Annotated in this window: 16 protein-coding genes; 12 read left to right on the top strand and 4 right to left on the bottom strand. The window is 62.5% G+C overall.

Translation table 11 applies throughout. The features are described 5' to 3' along the window. Nucleotides 1-13: 13 nt before the first annotated feature. The 6 genes from ETW24_RS04575 to ETW24_RS04550 all read left to right on the top strand — a co-directional run bounded on the left by ETW24_RS04575 (nucleotide 14) and on the right by ETW24_RS04550 (nucleotide 4,970). Nucleotides 14-544, top strand: a complete 531-nt coding sequence (locus ETW24_RS04575) for a hypothetical protein (protein ID WP_129369963.1) — start codon at nucleotides 14-16, stop codon at nucleotides 542-544. 110 nt (nucleotides 545-654) lie between these two features. Continuing rightward, a complete protein-coding gene (locus ETW24_RS25160; RefSeq protein ID WP_368075942.1) occupies nucleotides 655-825 on the top strand; it encodes a hypothetical protein in 171 nt (56 codons plus the stop codon). Further along, nucleotides 822-1,931, top strand: coding sequence for a mandelate racemase/muconate lactonizing enzyme family protein (locus ETW24_RS04565; RefSeq protein WP_129369962.1), 1,110 nt, complete (start codon nucleotides 822-824; stop codon nucleotides 1,929-1,931). The genes ETW24_RS25160 and ETW24_RS04565 overlap by 4 nt, the downstream gene beginning before the upstream one ends. 4 nt (nucleotides 1,932-1,935) lie before the next feature. Next, complete coding sequence (locus ETW24_RS04560) at nucleotides 1,936-2,529, top strand: dimethylsulfonioproprionate lyase family protein (RefSeq protein WP_129369961.1); 594 nt, start codon at nucleotides 1,936-1,938, stop codon at nucleotides 2,527-2,529. Continuing rightward, nucleotides 2,526-3,629, top strand: coding sequence for a mandelate racemase/muconate lactonizing enzyme family protein (locus ETW24_RS04555; protein ID WP_129369960.1), 1,104 nt, complete (start codon nucleotides 2,526-2,528; stop codon nucleotides 3,627-3,629). The genes ETW24_RS04560 and ETW24_RS04555 overlap by 4 nt, the downstream gene beginning before the upstream one ends. A gap of 66 nt (nucleotides 3,630-3,695) precedes the next feature. After that, nucleotides 3,696-4,970, top strand: coding sequence for an aspartate aminotransferase family protein (locus ETW24_RS04550; protein WP_129369959.1), 1,275 nt, complete (start codon nucleotides 3,696-3,698; stop codon nucleotides 4,968-4,970). A 71-nt stretch (nucleotides 4,971-5,041) separates the two neighbouring features. On the opposite strand, the gene ETW24_RS04545 is transcribed toward ETW24_RS04550, so the two are convergent. The 4 genes from ETW24_RS04545 to ETW24_RS04530 all read right to left on the bottom strand — a co-directional run bounded on the left by ETW24_RS04545 (nucleotide 5,042) and on the right by ETW24_RS04530 (nucleotide 8,056). Continuing rightward, the gene (locus tag ETW24_RS04545) at nucleotides 5,042-6,085 is read right to left on the bottom strand and encodes an Ldh family oxidoreductase (RefSeq protein WP_129369958.1); all 1,044 of its coding nucleotides are present in this window, start codon (nucleotides 6,083-6,085) and stop codon (nucleotides 5,042-5,044) included. Nucleotides 6,086-6,354: 269 nt separating this feature from the next. Then, nucleotides 6,355-6,705: a RidA family protein gene (locus tag ETW24_RS04540; RefSeq protein WP_129369957.1), complete on the bottom strand. Its 351-nt coding sequence runs from the start codon at nucleotides 6,703-6,705 to the stop codon at nucleotides 6,355-6,357. A 49-nt stretch (nucleotides 6,706-6,754) separates the two neighbouring features. Continuing rightward, complete coding sequence (locus ETW24_RS04535) at nucleotides 6,755-7,096, bottom strand: hypothetical protein (RefSeq protein WP_129369956.1); 342 nt, start codon at nucleotides 7,094-7,096, stop codon at nucleotides 6,755-6,757. 87 nt (nucleotides 7,097-7,183) lie between these two features. Next, nucleotides 7,184-8,056 carry a MurR/RpiR family transcriptional regulator gene (locus ETW24_RS04530; RefSeq protein WP_129369955.1) on the bottom strand — a complete coding sequence of 291 codons (873 nt, stop codon included), beginning with the start codon at nucleotides 8,054-8,056 and terminating at the stop codon, nucleotides 7,184-7,186. A gap of 153 nt (nucleotides 8,057-8,209) precedes the next feature. Here ETW24_RS04530 and ETW24_RS04525 point away from each other — a divergent pair, with 153 nt between their 5' ends. The 6 genes from ETW24_RS04525 (at nucleotide 8,210) to ETW24_RS04500 (ending at nucleotide 15,126) form a co-directional block, all read left to right on the top strand. After that, nucleotides 8,210-8,995 carry an N-formylglutamate amidohydrolase gene (locus ETW24_RS04525; RefSeq protein ID WP_129369954.1) on the top strand — a complete coding sequence of 262 codons (786 nt, stop codon included), beginning with the start codon at nucleotides 8,210-8,212 and terminating at the stop codon, nucleotides 8,993-8,995. Beyond that, nucleotides 8,988-9,584: a TRAP transporter small permease subunit gene (locus tag ETW24_RS04520; RefSeq protein WP_129369953.1), complete on the top strand. Its 597-nt coding sequence runs from the start codon at nucleotides 8,988-8,990 to the stop codon at nucleotides 9,582-9,584. The genes ETW24_RS04525 and ETW24_RS04520 overlap by 8 nt, the downstream gene beginning before the upstream one ends. Next, entirely contained in the window at nucleotides 9,584-11,086 is a 1,503-nt protein-coding gene (locus tag ETW24_RS04515) for a TRAP transporter large permease (RefSeq protein ID WP_129369952.1), read from the top strand. The genes ETW24_RS04520 and ETW24_RS04515 overlap by 1 nt, the downstream gene beginning before the upstream one ends. Nucleotides 11,087-11,138: 52 nt before the next feature. Continuing rightward, on the top strand, nucleotides 11,139-12,173 hold the full coding sequence (locus ETW24_RS04510; protein ID WP_129369951.1) for a TRAP transporter substrate-binding protein: 1,035 nt from the start codon (nucleotides 11,139-11,141) through the stop codon (nucleotides 12,171-12,173). A gap of 117 nt (nucleotides 12,174-12,290) precedes the next feature. Beyond that, on the top strand, nucleotides 12,291-13,643 hold the full coding sequence (locus ETW24_RS04505; RefSeq protein ID WP_129369950.1) for a glutamine synthetase family protein: 1,353 nt from the start codon (nucleotides 12,291-12,293) through the stop codon (nucleotides 13,641-13,643). A 100-nt stretch (nucleotides 13,644-13,743) separates the two neighbouring features. Then, on the top strand, nucleotides 13,744-15,126 hold the full coding sequence (locus ETW24_RS04500; RefSeq protein ID WP_129369949.1) for an aldehyde dehydrogenase family protein: 1,383 nt from the start codon (nucleotides 13,744-13,746) through the stop codon (nucleotides 15,124-15,126). Nucleotides 15,127-15,184 lie beyond the last annotated feature (58 nt).

Raw genomic sequence — 15,184 nt, 5'->3', positions numbered from 1 at the left:
AGGAGCGCCAGAGATGAAAAGCAACTGTATCCGCATCTTTCAGACCGGCCTGCCTTATGCTGACGGCGCCTATGTCCGGGGCGCAGGCAACGCCATTGAAACCGCCACCGCCTCAATCGTTGTCACCGGCACCGGCGCAGGGCAGCAAGGCTGCGGCGGGTTCACCCTCTGCGGCGGGAATTGCATCGCGGCGCATTCCGAAAGCGTGCCGCCGCTGGCACGGCTGAAAGCGCCCGCGCTGACCGGCGGCGCGCCGATGTACCGGATGGCACCCCGAAAGGGCACTGCGGAGACCATAGCCGGGATTGGCGGCTGCCGAACACAAGGATACTGCCGGTTCCAGGTCAAGACCGCGGCGATCGGGCTGAAACCGGCAAGCTCTATGCGCCGGATGCACCCGGGCTGGGCGCGGCACCGGATTTCGAATGCCCCGGCACGCCGGCGGCCGCATTCGGAACCGCCAAATGACACACCCGGTCTTCTTCTGGCCGAAAATATCCCCGCCAGAGGCTCCCGCACTCTCAACAAGGACCGTCCCACATGACCATCGCAGCCCAGGCCACCCGGATAACCGGCGATGTCCGCGTGCGGATGACCCGCTTCAACTTTGCCCCCGGCGCCGAAACCGGCTGGCATTAGCAGGCGATGGACTAAGTGATCACCGCCGTCACACACCGCTGCATGCGGCTGGAGCCGCCGGGCGGCAAGATAAAGGAAACCACTGTCCCCGCGGGGACAGCCAACGGCCGCGAGGAAGGCGTCGAACACAATGTGATCAACGCCGGAGATGCCTCGATGAGCATTGTGGAAGTGGAGCTGAAATGAAGATCACCCGGATCACTGTCTACCAGCTCGTTTTGCCGCTGAGCGAGCCCTATCACCTCTCGGGCGGGCGGCTGAAGTTCGAGAAACTCGACAGCACCTTTGTGCGCATTGATACCGACGAGGGCATCTCGGGCTGGGGAGAAGGCTGCCCCTGGGGGCATACCTATCTGCCCGCACACGGGCCGGGGATCCGGGCCGGCATTGAAACGCTGTCGCCTGCGTTGATCGGGCTGGATCCGCGCAGCCTGGATCACGTGAACCAGGTGATGGATGTGCAGCTGCCGGGCCATCCATATGTGAAATCACCGGTCGACATGGCCTGCTGGGATATTCTCGGCAAGGCTACAGGCCTGCCGCTGTGGCAGCTTCTGGGCGGGGCCGAGGCAGCACCGGTGCTGGTGAATTCCTCCATTTCCACCGGCAGCCCGGAAGATATGCTGGCGCTGATCGCCCGTGCCGCGCAAAAGGGCTATACCGTGCATTCGGCCAAGGTCGGCGGCACCGATACCGGCCTCGACATCGACCGGATCGAAGCGATCTCGGAAGGCTTGCCCAAGGGCCACAAGGTGACCTTCGACGTAAACCGCGCCTGGCAGCCGGGGGTCGCGGTGGAGGTGCTGAACTCGGTCAAGGCCCGCGACTGGGTAGAGCAGCCCTGCGAAACCTTGGACCAATGCGCCCATGTCGCCTCCCGCGTTTCCAATCCGATCCTGCTGGATGAATGCATGCATGACTTCGGCGACCATCTGGAGGCCTGGAGGCGCGGCGCCTGCGAGGGCGTGAAGGTGAAGCCGAACCGGGTCGGCGGGCTGACCCGCGCGCGGCAGATCCGCGACTTTGGCGTCTCGGTGGGCTGGCAGATGCATATCGAGTACCTGGGCGGCTCGGCGCTGGCCGATACCGCGGCGATCCATCTGGCCGCCTCGACACCGGACGCCAACCGGCTGGCAAGCTGGCTTTGCCACTATCATCTGGACGTGGACCCGGTGCCAGGCCAGGGCGCGCGCAATGACGCAGGGGTATCGGTGCCACCCTCCCTGCCCGGACTTGGTGTGATACCGGAAGACGGCGCACTGGGGGACCCGGTTGCGGTCTACGGAGGCTGAGGCGATGCCTGCACAGTTGCTGCATGAGCTGACACAACTGGCTGCCCGGACTGAAGGCCTGGGCTGGTTTGCTGCGCGGATGCAGAGCCTGCCGCGGCTTCGGGTGGAACCGCGCCGCCTGCCGGTCTGCGGGAAAATTGAAGAGCTTGCGGATGCCGGAAGGCAGTTCTGTAAATTGACCACGCCCGCAGTGGCCGCGCTGGCCGCTGCCCTGCCCCGATTGCGCTGGCAGCAGACATACACCGAGGCTGACGGGTTTTCCCGCGACTGGCTGGACAATTACGGCTGGGCCAATCTGATCTCGCCTGAAGGGCTGTACCAAAGCGATGAAATGCGGCTGTCCATCGGCTATTGGGGCGCTGGACAGCATTACGGCGAGCATTCGCATGCGCCGGAGGAGACCTACCTGATCCTTAGAGGCCAGGCCCGGTTCCACTCCGAAGGCCGCACAGCGCGGGATGCGGGGCCTGGGGACATAGTCCACCACGCCCCGCACCAGAAGCACGCCATAGATATGGTGCCGGGACCGCTGCTGGCGGCGGCGTTTTGGCGCGGTGACGACCTTTTGAAGAAATCCGACCTGGGGACACGCACATGAAAATCACCCGGATATCCCTGTGGCATGTGCCGCTGACCAGCCACACCGCCTATTACATGGCCGAGGGCAAGACTTGCGACACGGTCGAAAGCGTGGTGCTGGCGCTGGACACCGATACCGGCCTCACAGGCTGGGGCGAGGTCTGCCCGATCCCGCATTACCTGCCCGCCTATGCCCGCGGCGTGGTGCCCGCAGTCGAGGAGATGGCGCCGCTGCTGCTGGGCGCCGATCCCGTGGGGCCAGAGGCGGTGATGGCGAAACTGGACGCCTGGCTGCAGGGGCACGCCTATGCCAAATCCGCCATCGACATTGCCCTGTGGGACCTGACAGCGCAGGCAGCAAACCTGCCGCTCCATGCATTGCTGGGTGGACAGCGGCAGGCGGACATGCCGCTTTATCATTCGATCACCTGTGTCGCCCCCGAGGAGATGGCCCGCATTGCCCGCGAGGTGCAGGCCACCGGCATCACCCAGTTTCAGGTGAAGCTTGGCGCCGACCGCGACTGGCAGGCCGACGTGGCGCGGCTGCGGATGGTGCGCAAAGCGGTCGGCGGCGGTCCGCTGGTCTATGGCGACTGGAACTGCGGTGCCTCCTCGCTGGATGCCTCCCGCGTGGGCCGGGCTGTTGCAGATCTGGACATCATGCTGGAACAGCCCTGCGCCACCATCGAGGACTGCGCGCGGGTGCGCGCGGCCTGCGGCTTGCCGATGAAGCTGGACGAGAACGTTCATGACATGGCCTCCTTGCTGGCAGGTCATGCTGCGGGCGTAATGGATGCGGCCGCCATCAAACTGTCGAAATTCGGCGGTCTGTCAGCCTCGCGCCGGGCCCGCGACCTGTGCCTGCATTTGGGTGCAAAAATGTGCATCGAGGACACCTGGGGTTCCGACATCACTACCGCCGCCCTGCTGCATCTGGGCGCCGCCACCGAGCCCCTCAGCGTGATGAACGTCTGCGATCTGTCCTCTTATGTCAGCCCGCGGCTGGACCCGGCGGGTCCAAAGCGCAGCAATGGCCGCATCGCCCCGCCCGAAGGCCCCGGCCTGGGTGTACGTCCCGACCGCGAGGGGCTGGGCGCTCCCGCAGCTGTGATCCATTAATTTTTGACTTTTTGGTCAAATCCCACCTAACTTCGGGCAACCCGGCCCTCAACAGGAATTGAAGACATGGAAAAGATCCTCTCCCAGGCTGAATGGACCGAACGCGCCCGTGCGGTGCTGCCCGCGGGCGGATTTGGCAATTTCGACCCCGGTATCGTCATCCGCGAGGGCAAGGGTGCGCGTGTGCGGGATGAAGACGGCAAGGAGTACATCGACTATCTGATCGGCTCCGGTCCGATGATGCTGGGCCATGGCCATCCGGAAGTGATGGAGGCGGTGCTGGAGCAGCTGCCGAAGGGTATGACCTTCTTTGCCAGCAACACCCGCGGCATTGAGCTGGCCGAGGAAATCTGCCGTGCCGTGCCCTGCGCCGAACAGCTGCGCTATGTCTCCACCGGCGGTGAGGCGGACATGTATGCAATCCGTCTGGCGCGGGCCTTCACCGGGCGCACCAAGATCGTGAAGTTCGAGGGCGGCTATCACGGCATGTCGGCAGAGGCGCAGATGAGCCTGGCGCCCTCGGTACGGGTGAACTTTCCGCAGGCAGTGCCGGACAGCGCCGGGATCCCGCCGTCGGTCGCCGCCGAGGTGCTGGTGGCGCCGTTCAACGATTTTGAGTACATCAAGCAGCTGATGGCAGAGCACGGGCACGAGATTGCGGCGATCATCGCCGAACCGCTGCAGCGCATCGTGCCGCCGCTGCCGGGTTTCCTGGAGCTGCTGCGCGAGGAGACCCGGAAACACGGCAGCCTGCTGATTTTTGACGAAGTGGTGACCGGGTTCCGCTCCACCTACGGCGGCGGGCAGGAGCTGTATGGCGTGACGCCGGATCTGGCGGCATTGGGCAAGGTGATTGGCGGCGGCTTCCCCCTGGCAGCCATCGTTGGCCGTGCCGATGTCATGCAGCATTTCGACAAGGCGCAGGTCGGCGCCGAGGGCTGGCTGATGCAGCTGGGCACGCTGTCGGGCAATCCGGTGGCGGCGGCGGCGGGCCTCAAGACCATGGAGGTGCTGCGCCGCGAGGGCGCCTATGACCGGCTGAACGGCTCCGGCAAGCGGCTGATGCAGGCAACCAGTGCGGCGCTGGAAGAGGCCGGGGTGCCGTTCCGGATCGTCGGGGAGCCTGCGCTGTTCGAAGTTGTGTTCACGGACAGCAAAGTCCGGGACTACCGCAATACCCAGGCGGGCAATGCGGAGCGCACCAGACGGTACAATGCGGTGCTGCGCGCGGAGGGCATCTTCAAGTCGCCAGGCAAGACCTACCCAAGCCTGGCACTGACAGAAGAGGATCTGGAACAGACCGCAGCAGCCATCCGCAAGGCGGCAATGGCTCTGGACTGATCCAGGCGGCTTTTGCCGGGCTGTGAACCCCAGGTGTAACGGCAGGCCCTGCAGCACCGCCGTTCATCGGATCATGCCGCCCCCAGGCTTTCGGCCAGCTCCTGGATCTGGCGCCAAGTCTCCAGTGGCACCGCGATCCGCCCCTCTGAAGCAGCACGGTGGTTGCGTTCGCGCTCCCCTGGGATCTCTACCTGCTCAAATCCCGGCGCAGGCGGGCAGCTGCGCAGATCGGCCAGCACGTCTTCGGCCGCAGCCTGCATGGCCGGCGCGTCGCGGAACCGGGTGGCCTCCAGGGTGATCAGCAGCCAGTTGCATTCGGTTGTGGACGGCCCCAGCATCGCCTCGCCGATGAGTTCAGCCACCAGCGCCAGCGCATAGCCCTTTTGCGCGCCGGCAGGCAGGATGGCACCGCCTGCAAAATAGTCTTCGGGATCGCGGGTCGGGTTGCCATTGCGGTCGATCACGCAGCCCTCCGGCAGCAAAGCGCCCGCGGATTTGGCAGCGTAGATCCAGCCGCCCGCAATCTTGGATGTCGCAAAGTCCAGCACCACCGGACCCAGGGCGCCGCCCGGGATGCCTGCGCACCAGGGGTTGGTCGGCAGTTTGGCCTGCGCCCCGCCATGGGGCGCCACCTGGCGCCAGGTCTGCCGGTTGCCGCCGCCGATGCAGATGGTCAGAAAACCCTGCTCTGCCGCCATGTCGGCAAAGGCGCCATGGCGGCCGGTGTGACCTGCATGACGGATGGAAAGCGCCGAAATCCCGCGCTCCAGCGCATCGGCGATGCCGGTTTTATAGGCAAGCTGCATCGCCGGGATGCCGATGCCGCCGCCGCCCTCGACCCGCATCACACCGCGGCTGTCCCGGAAGGCACGCGCTGTGCCCTTGGGGTCCAGATAGCCTGACCGCGTTTGATTGGCATATTCCAGCACCCGCATGACGCCGTGGCTTTCCACGCCGCACAGGCTGGTGTCGGTCAAATGATGCGCTACTTGCGCCGAGACATCCACGCTGTACCCCAGGCTGGTGAAAATTTTGCGGATCAGGCCTTCTGCCTCAGCCGCTTCGACGGATGTGCGGCTCCCCCGCAGGGTGAGCTTGGAAGCTGGTGATTGCATCAGCGCATGCGCCCCCAGCAGGGTATTGGGCCTTGGCTCCTGTGTGAAAGAGACTGATCTGCCATGCCGCGTTCTCCGTCCCCCTGCCTGCACCAATCACTCTACCGCCGGGCAGCAGCGGGAAAAGAAGGCAAAACGGAACAATCTATACTGCTAGGATTGTTACCCCGTTTCACCAGATTGCTGCGGTTCAGGCCACTGAGCGCAACCTTGGGCATGCACGGGCGGCGCAGGAGCGATAGGGGTCCTGAACTGGACTGCCGCCGGGGTCAGGCCCTGGCAGCGGTGACGATAAATTCGACCCGAAAATCCTCGCTGGCCAGCTTTGCCTCGCCGCAGGCGCGGGCCGGGGCGTGGCCTTCGGGGACCCAGGCGTCCCAAACTGCGTTCATCCCGGCAAAATCCTTCATGTCGGCAAGCCAGATCACCGTCTGCAGAATGCGGGTCTTGCTGCTGCCGGCCTCGGCCAGCAGCGCGTCGATCTTGTCCAGGCAATCCTGGGTTTGCTGCGCCACGCTGGCACCGGCAGTTCCGACCTGGCCTGCCAGATAGATGGTATCGCCATGGGTCACGATCTGGCTCATGCGCTGGCCGGTGTGTCTGCGGGTAATATCAGTCATCATATTATCTCCCTTGCGCTGAATGGAACGTTTTACGCTGTGTGCCCGGTTACTGGGTCAACAGCCAGTCAGTCCCCGACGGGCAAAACCTGCGCCGGACCTGCTTGGGGTCCTGACTGTCCTTGAGGAAGGCCTGATGCTGCAAAAGCAGGCAATCACCCTCTTTGCCGGCCACCCGGACCTCGCCATGTGCGCCACTGTCCGGATTGGTCCATTCAGCCCGATTGCCAGTGCCGGCCTGCGCCTCGGCCAGCAGAGACTGTTCGGCCTGGCGCATGATATTGGTGTCCTGCGGCGTCAGCCCTGACTTGGCCAGAATACGGCTGAGCGGGTTGGCCGCGGCGGGTGCTGCAGCAAGTGCTGCCAGCGCCAGAATTCCGATTAGTCGCATTTGAATACTCCTGCCTGAAAGAAACCGGCCTGTTGCCCAGTAAGGCGCAACCGGAGGTCAATGTCCATGCGGCAGCCGGTCTTCTGATCAGGAGAACTTGCGGAACAGGCGGGTCATATCAAACAGCTCATCCAGACGGTCGTAGCGATCCTTGGTTTTGTCCCAGCTTTCCTCCTGGGTGGCGGCGATCATCGCCTCCAACAGCATCATGGTGGAGATGTTGGAGTCCCAGGCGGACGGGATCTCGACCCAGCAGTTGAAGGTATGTTCGGCAACCGACGCAATCGGGCTGGCCCATTGATCCGTGATCAGAACAATCTTTACCCCGCGTTCGGAGGCGAGTTCGGCCAAGCGCTGCAGGTTGGTTTCATAACGGCGCACATCGAACAACAGCAACGTGTCACCCTCGACCATATCCAGCACGTAGTGCGGCCAGGTGGCCGAGGATGACGTCATATGCGTGACCCGCTGCCGGATCGCCTGGAAATGGGTAAAGGCGTAATCCGCCAGCGCCCGGGTGATACGGCCGCCAACCACATATAGCCGCCCCTCGGTGTTTGACAGCTGATGAACCGCCGCATCGAACTGCGCGGTGTCGATGTTGGAAAACGTCTGCTGCAGGTTGTCGGTCACGGCCTGTGCAAATCTGTTCAGCAGGTGGCCTTCGGGTGCCTCGGTCGCCCAATTGTCCCGCCGCTTGGTCGGGCCTGAGACTTTAGCCTCCAGCTCCTTCAGCAGTGCCTGGTGGAATTGCGGATACCCTTTGAAGCCCAGCTTCTGCACCATCCGCGCCACTGTGGGCGTCGAAACGTCAGCATTAGCAGCCACAATCGTGATCGAAGCCAATCCTGCCGCAGGGTAATTCTCCAACAGCAAATTCGCAAACTTGCGTTCGGACTGGGTGAGCGAGGAATAGGTCTCTCGGATCAATTCACGAACGGTGGCTGGCGATTTCGTCAACGGGGCATTCCTGCTTTTGAACAAACACTTTCCTACCCGGATCCGTCCTGAAAAGAAAGTTTCAGGAATCTCTGTGCGAAACCGGTCATGAAAATATATTGACACAAATATCTCTTCATGGAAAGATTTTTCCAAATCGCAGGGGGGCAGCATATGCGAGAGAGCGATTCTCACGCTCAAGCGGAGACAGTAGAGGTGGTGAACCGCGAGGGCACCAGCCCGGTTCTACTGCTGTGCGAGCACGCCTCCAGCAACATCCCCGTGCGCTATGACGGGCTGGGACTGCGGGATGAGGACCTGCTGAGCCACGCCGCCTGGGACCCGGGCGCGCGGGCGGTGGCCCTGCATATGTCCCAGGCCCTGAATGCACCGCTGGTGGCCAGCACCGTGTCGCGGCTGGTTTACGACTGCAACCGTCCGCCCGAAGCTGCCTCGGCGATGCCGGAGAAATCCGAACTGGTAGAGGTGCCCGGCAACAAAGACCTGACAGCCGCGCAGCGGCAGGAGCGTGCGGACACGGTTTATGCACCGTTCTGCAGCGCTGTCTCCGAGCTGATCAAGACCCGCAAGGATGCTGGGCTGCAATCCGTTCTGGTCACCATGCACAGCTTCACCCCGGTTTATTACGGCGAGGCCCGCACGGTTGAGATCGGCATCCTGCACGACGCCGACAGCCGCCTGGCTGACGCCATGCTGGCCGCGGCCCCTGCCCTGCCGCACCGCCGGGTGCAACGGAATGAACCCTATGGCCCGGCGGATGGCGTCACCCATTCGCTGAAGATCCACGGGCTGGCACACGGGCTGGCCAATGTGATGATCGAAATCCGCAATGATCTGGTGACCACGCCAGAAGAAGAAGAGGCCATGGCAGAAGAAATGCTGACATTGCTGCGCCCGGCCCTGGCCGCGCTGGCGGCGGAAGGGGGCTTTGGTGCCTAGAATAATCCGGGCCTATGTCCGCGGCATTGACGCGATGAACCGCCTCATCGGCCGCTTCGCCATGTATCTGATCTTTGCCCTGATCGGGGTTTTACTGTGGTCGTCGGTCTCCAAGACGTTCTTCGACCCGTCGCACTGGACGCTGGAGACGGCGCAGTTTGTGATGGTGGCCTATTACATTCTGGGCGGGCCATATTCGATCCAGATGGGATCAAACGTGCGGATGGATCTGTTTTACGGCGGCTGGTCAACAAAAACCAAGGCGCTGGTTGATGCTTTCACTGTGCTGTTCCTGATCAGCTACCTGATGATCCTGATGTACGGCGCGCTGAGTTCTACGGCCTATTCGCTGGGATACTTCGGGCTGGAGCCTGTGCAGTTCTTCTGGGACCTGCTGAAGACGCTGCTGAGTGAAGGGCCTGCCGCTGCTGGTGAAAAGCTCGGCTATCTCGAGCGCAGTTCCACCGCCTGGCGCCCCTTCCTGTGGCCTGTCAAAACCATCCTCTGCTTCGGTGTCTTTCTGATGCTGCTGCAATGCCTTGCCGAATTGTTCCGGGATATCGGACGCCTGCGCGGAGTTGAAATCTGATGTCCTACGAATGGATTGCTATCGTCATGTTTGCCGGCATGATGCTGATGCTGATGACCGGCCAGCGGGTGTTTGGCGCCATCGGCTTTGTCGGTGCGGTTGCGGGCATGCTCCTGTGGGGCACCGGCGGGGTGGAGATCCCCTTCTCCGCGGCGATGAAGCTGATGAAATGGTATCCGCTGCTGACGCTGCCGATGTTCATTTTCATGGGTTACGTGCTGTCTGAATCGAAGATCGCCGATGACCTCTACCGGATGTTTCACGTGTGGATGGGTCCGGTGAAGGGCGGTCTGGCGATTGGCACCATCGGTCTGATGGTTCTGATTTCGGCGATGAACGGCCTGTCGGTCGCCGGCATGGCAATCGGCGCGACCATTGCGCTGCCGGAACTGCTGCGCCGCGGCTATGACAAGATCCTGGTGACAGGCACCATTCAGGCCGGGTCTTCGCTTGGGATCCTGGTGCCGCCGTCGGTGGTGCTGGTCCTTTATGCGATGATCGCACGCCAGCCGGTGGGCCAGCTGTGGCTGGCAGGTGTGATCCCCGGCCTGCTGATGGCCACCATGTTCATCATCTACATCTACGTCCGCTCCCGCATGCAGCCCGATCTGGGTCCGGCCATGCACCCCGAGGATCTGGCAGAATACGAGCAAATCACTGACCACCCGCTGCGCTTGAACTACATTGTGCTGGGCGCGCTGGTGCTGGTGCCGCTGCTGATCAAAACCGGCACGTTGGAGGCCAAACCCGCGCTTGGTGTGGCGCTGGCCTTGGGCGCGCTGTCCTTCCTGACCCGCAAGAACGCGCTGTTCTACAAAGACGTGTTCATGAAGGAAAAATACCGCTTGCTGTTCTCCGGCGTGCTGCCGCTGGCGATCTTTGCCGCGATGATGGTGCCGTTTGTGAACGGCTGGACATCGCTGGTGGAAAGCTCGGCCATCGGTGCCATGACCGCCTTTATCGCCGCGGTGCTGAAGGGGCGGATGACCAAGGATGTGTTTGAGACTTCGGTGCGCTCGACCCTTGGCATCTCTTGCATGTTCATGTGGATCATCCTGGCGGCGCTGGCCTTCGGGGCGATCTTTGACGGCCTCGGCGCGGTCAAGGCCATCGAAGACCTGTTCACCACCAAGCTGGGGCTGTCGCCTTGGATGATCCTGATCCTGATGCAGCTGAGCTTCATCGTGATGGGCACTTTCCTGGATGACACCGCAATGCTCGTGATCGTGGCGCCGCTCTATGTGCCGCTGGTGGGGGCGCTTGGGTTTGATCTGATCTGGTACGGGGTGCTTTATACCATCACCACCCAGATCGCCTATATGACGCCGCCATTCGGTTATAACCTGTTCCTGATGCGGGCGATGGCGCCGCCGGAAATCGGGCTGAAGGACATCTATGTCTCGATCATCCCCTTTGCCGCGGTGATGGTGCTGGCCCTGGCCCTGATCATGATCTTTCCGCAAATCGCCCTGTGGCTGCCGGATTATGTCTACGGAAAATAACCAAGGAAGAGTCCCGCCAAGGGACCGGATATTTCAACAAGGAGTGAGTATAATGACAACAAGACGCAAGTTTCTGAAGACCGCCGGCGTTGGCGCCATGGCGGCACCGCTGGCCACACCGGCCCTGGCCCAGTCCACCATCAAATGGCGGATGCAGACCTATGCCGGTGCGGCGCTGGGTGAGCATGTGATCAAACCCGCCATCGACATGTTCAACAAGATTGCCGGCGACCGGATGCAGATTGAGCTGTACTACGCCGATCAGCTGGTCCCCACCGGCGAGCTGTTCCGCGCCATGCAGCGCGGCACCATCGACGCGGTGCAGTCGGATGACGACTCGATGGCCTCGCCCACCGAAGTCACCGTGTTCGGCGGCTACTTCCCCTTTGCCTCGCGCTACTCGCTGGACGTGCCGGTGCTGTTCAACCAGTACGGCCTGAACGAGATCTGGGACGCGGAATATTCCAAGGTCGGCGTCAAGCACATCTCGGCCGGCGCCTGGGACCCCTGCCACTTTGCCACCAAGGACCCGATCAACTCGCTGGCGGATCTGAAGGGCAAGCGCGTCTTCACCTTCCCGACCGCAGGCCGCTTCCTGTCGCAGTTCGGCGTGGTGCCGGTCACCCTGCCCTGGGAAGACATCGAAGTCGCGGTGCAGACCGGTGAACTGGACGGGATCGCCTGGTCCGGCATCACCGAGGATTACACTGTCGGCTGGTCAAAGGTCACCGACTACTTCCTGACCAACAACATCTCTGGCGCCTGGGCCGGGTCGTTCTTTGCCAACCAGGGCCGCTGGAATGAACTGCCCGAAGATCTGCAGACCCTGTTCCGCGTCTGCTGCGACCAGTCGCATTATTACCGTCAGTGGTGGTACTGGGGCGGTGAAGCCAACCTGCGCGTCAACGGCAGCGACATGAAGCTGACCACCATTCCGGATGACGAATGGGCACAGGTCGAAGACGCCGCAGTGAAGTTCTGGGACGAGATCGCGGCCGAGTCCGAGACCAAGGCAAAGGTTGTCGAGATCTTCAAGAAGTACAACGCCGACATGCAAAAGGCGGGCCGCCCCTACCGCTACGGCTAAGGGACGGGCAAACAAAACGGAACTTGGCCTGCCGCGCAGCAGGCCAAATTCCTTACCCAAGGAATTTGCCAAAACTTTTGAGGAAAAGTTTTGGCCCAAGCACGCAAAGGGCTGCTCATGCTCTCCTTCGATGATTTGAAATCCCAGGTTTCTTCGGGCCTGGTCGACACGGTTCTGGTGTGTCTAGTGGACATGCAAGGGCGGCTGATGGGCAAACGCTTCCACGCCAAGCATTTTATTGCCGGAGCCTGGGAAGAGACCCATTGCTGCAACTACTTGCTGGCAACGGACCTGGAGATGGCGACGCCGGATGGCTATGCCTCGACCAGCTGGGAAAACGGCTATGGCGACTATGTGATGAAGCCGGATCTGGCGACCCTGCGCCCGGTGCCGTGGCTGGAGGGCACGGTGATGGTGCTGTGCGATGTGCTGGATCACCACACGCATGAAGAAGTTTCACACTCCCCGCGCGCCATTCTGAAAGCCCAAGTAAACCGGCTTAAGGCGATGGGCTATGACGCCATGTGCGCCACCGAGCTTGAGTTTTTCCTGTTCGAAAAGAGCTTTGACGAGATCCGTAAGTCCGGTTTCCGCGACCTGGCGCCGATCTCGGGCTACAACGAGGATTACAACATCCTGCAGACCACCCGTGAAGAGCATGTGATGCGTCCGATCCGCAACCACCTGTGGGACGCGGGCTTGCCGATCGAGAACTCCAAGGGGGAAGCGGAGACCGGCCAGGAAGAGCTCAACATCAAATACGCCGCGGCTATGGACACTGCAGAGTACCACACGATCGCCAAACACGCTGTGAAGGAAATCGCCCACCAGCAGGGCCATGCGGTGACCTTCCTGCCGAAATGGAGCCACGATAAGGTCGGCTCTTCCAGCCATGTGCATCAGTCGCTGTGGCAGGACGGCAAGCCCGCGTTTCATGACCCGTCGGATGAGCTGGGCATGTCGCCGCTGATGAAGGCTTACATGGGCGGGTTGCTGAAATACGCGCCCGATTACACTGCCTTCATGGCGCCTTATATCAACAGCTACAAACGCTTCATGAAGGGCACCTTTGCGCCGACACGGATCATCTGGTCGGTGGATAACCGCACCGCCGGCTACCGCCTGTGCGGCGACGGGACCAAGGCGATCCGGGTCGAATGCCGCATTCCGGGCTCTGACATGAACCCCTATCTGGCGATGGCGGGCATGCTGGCGGCGGGCATTGCCGGGATCGAAGAAGAGCTGGAACTGCAGCCCCCATTAAAAGGCGATGTCTACCAGGGTGACACGGGCATGATACCGGGCACACTGCGCGATGCCGCGGTGGCGCTGAAAGGCTCGGCGATGCTGCGTTCCGCCCTTGGCGACGATGTGGTCGACCATTATGTACGCGCCGCCGAGGTGGAGATCGAGGAGTTTGACCGCGTGGTTACCGACTACGAGATTGCCCGCGGCTTCGAGCGGGCGTGATCCGGAGCTGGTGGGCAGGGGGCCGGCCCCCTGACCCCCGGGGTATTTTTGACCAGAAAGAAGCAGGGGCGGCAGTGCCCCTTGGAATGGAGTTGATGGCATGGGCCAGACACTGAAGTGCATCTCGCCGATCGACGGATCGGTTTTTGCCGAACGCGAAACCCTATCGCGCGAGGCAGCTTTTGACGCGGTGGCACGCGCCCGCGCGGCCCAAACCGCCTGGGCCGCACGCCCCTTGCAGGAGCGGATCGGCCTGGTGATGGCAGGCGTCGCTGCCGTTGGCGCGATGAATGATGAGATTGTGCCGGAACTGGCCCATATGATGGGCCGCCCGGTGCGTTATGGCGGCGAGTTCGGCGGCTTTAACGAGCGTGCCTCGCATATGGCCAAGATCGCTATGGAATCGCTGGCCGATATCGAGGTTGGCGAGGACGCCACCTTCAAACGCTATATCAAGCGTGTCCCGCATGGGGTCGTGCTTGTCGTGGCGCCCTGGAACTACCCCTATATGACCGCAATCAACACTGTGGCCCCTGCCCTGATCGCAGGCAATACGGTAGTGCTGAAGCACGCCACCCAGACACTGCTGGCAGGCGAGCGCATGGCGCAGGCTTTTGCTTCGGCGGGCGTGCCCGCGGATGTGTTCCAGAATGTCTTTTTGGACCATGACACCACTTCGGCGCTGATTGCCGAGAAGGCGTTCAACTTCGTGAACTTCACCGGCTCGGTGGGCGGCGGCCAGGCGATGGAACGTGCGGCGGCAGGCACCTTTGTGGGCGTCGGCACTGAGCTGGGCGGCAAGGATCCGGGTTATGTGATGGAGGACGCGGATCTTGATGCGGCGGTGGACACGCTGATCGACGGCGCCATGTTCAACTCCGGCCAGTGCTGCTGCGGCATCGAGCGGATCTATGTGCATGAAAGCCTTTACGATGCCTTCCTGGAGAAGGCGATTGCCATCGTCAAAGGCTACAAGCTGGGCAACCCGCTGGACGCGGAGACCACCATCGGGCCAATGGCCAATGTGCGCTTTGCTGATGAGGTGCGCAGCCAGATCGCCGAGGCCGTGGAGGCAGGTGCAGTGGCCCATATCGAAACCTTGCCGGAGGATGACGGCGGCGCCTACCTGACGCCGCAGATCCTGACCGGTGTGACCCACGATATGCGGGTGATGCGCGAGGAAAGCTTTGGCCCCGTCGCCGGCATCATGAAGGTGCAGTCGGACGACGAGGCCATTGCGCTGATGAACGACAGCAACTTCGGTCTCACCGCATCGCTCTGGACCCGTGATCTGGAGCGGGCGCAGGCGGTAGGCGACCGGATCGAGACCGGCACCGTGTTCATGAACCGCGCCGATTACCTGGATCCCGGTCTGTGCTGGACCGGCTGCAAGGATACAGGCCGCGGCGGCGGGCTGTCGGTCATCGGCTATCACAATCTGACCCGTCCCAAGTCCTATCACCTGAAAAAGGTGACCGGCTGACGGACGGCCCCGCCCGCCCCGGCGTCTCCTCCCCGGGGCGGGCCATTGCATCAAAGGA

Source organism: Leisingera sp. NJS204, assembly GCF_004123675.1.
GTDB lineage: Bacteria > Pseudomonadota > Alphaproteobacteria > Rhodobacterales > Rhodobacteraceae > Leisingera.
Note: the sequence above shows the minus strand (reverse complement) of the source record. Positions and strands in the feature narration are given on the sequence as shown.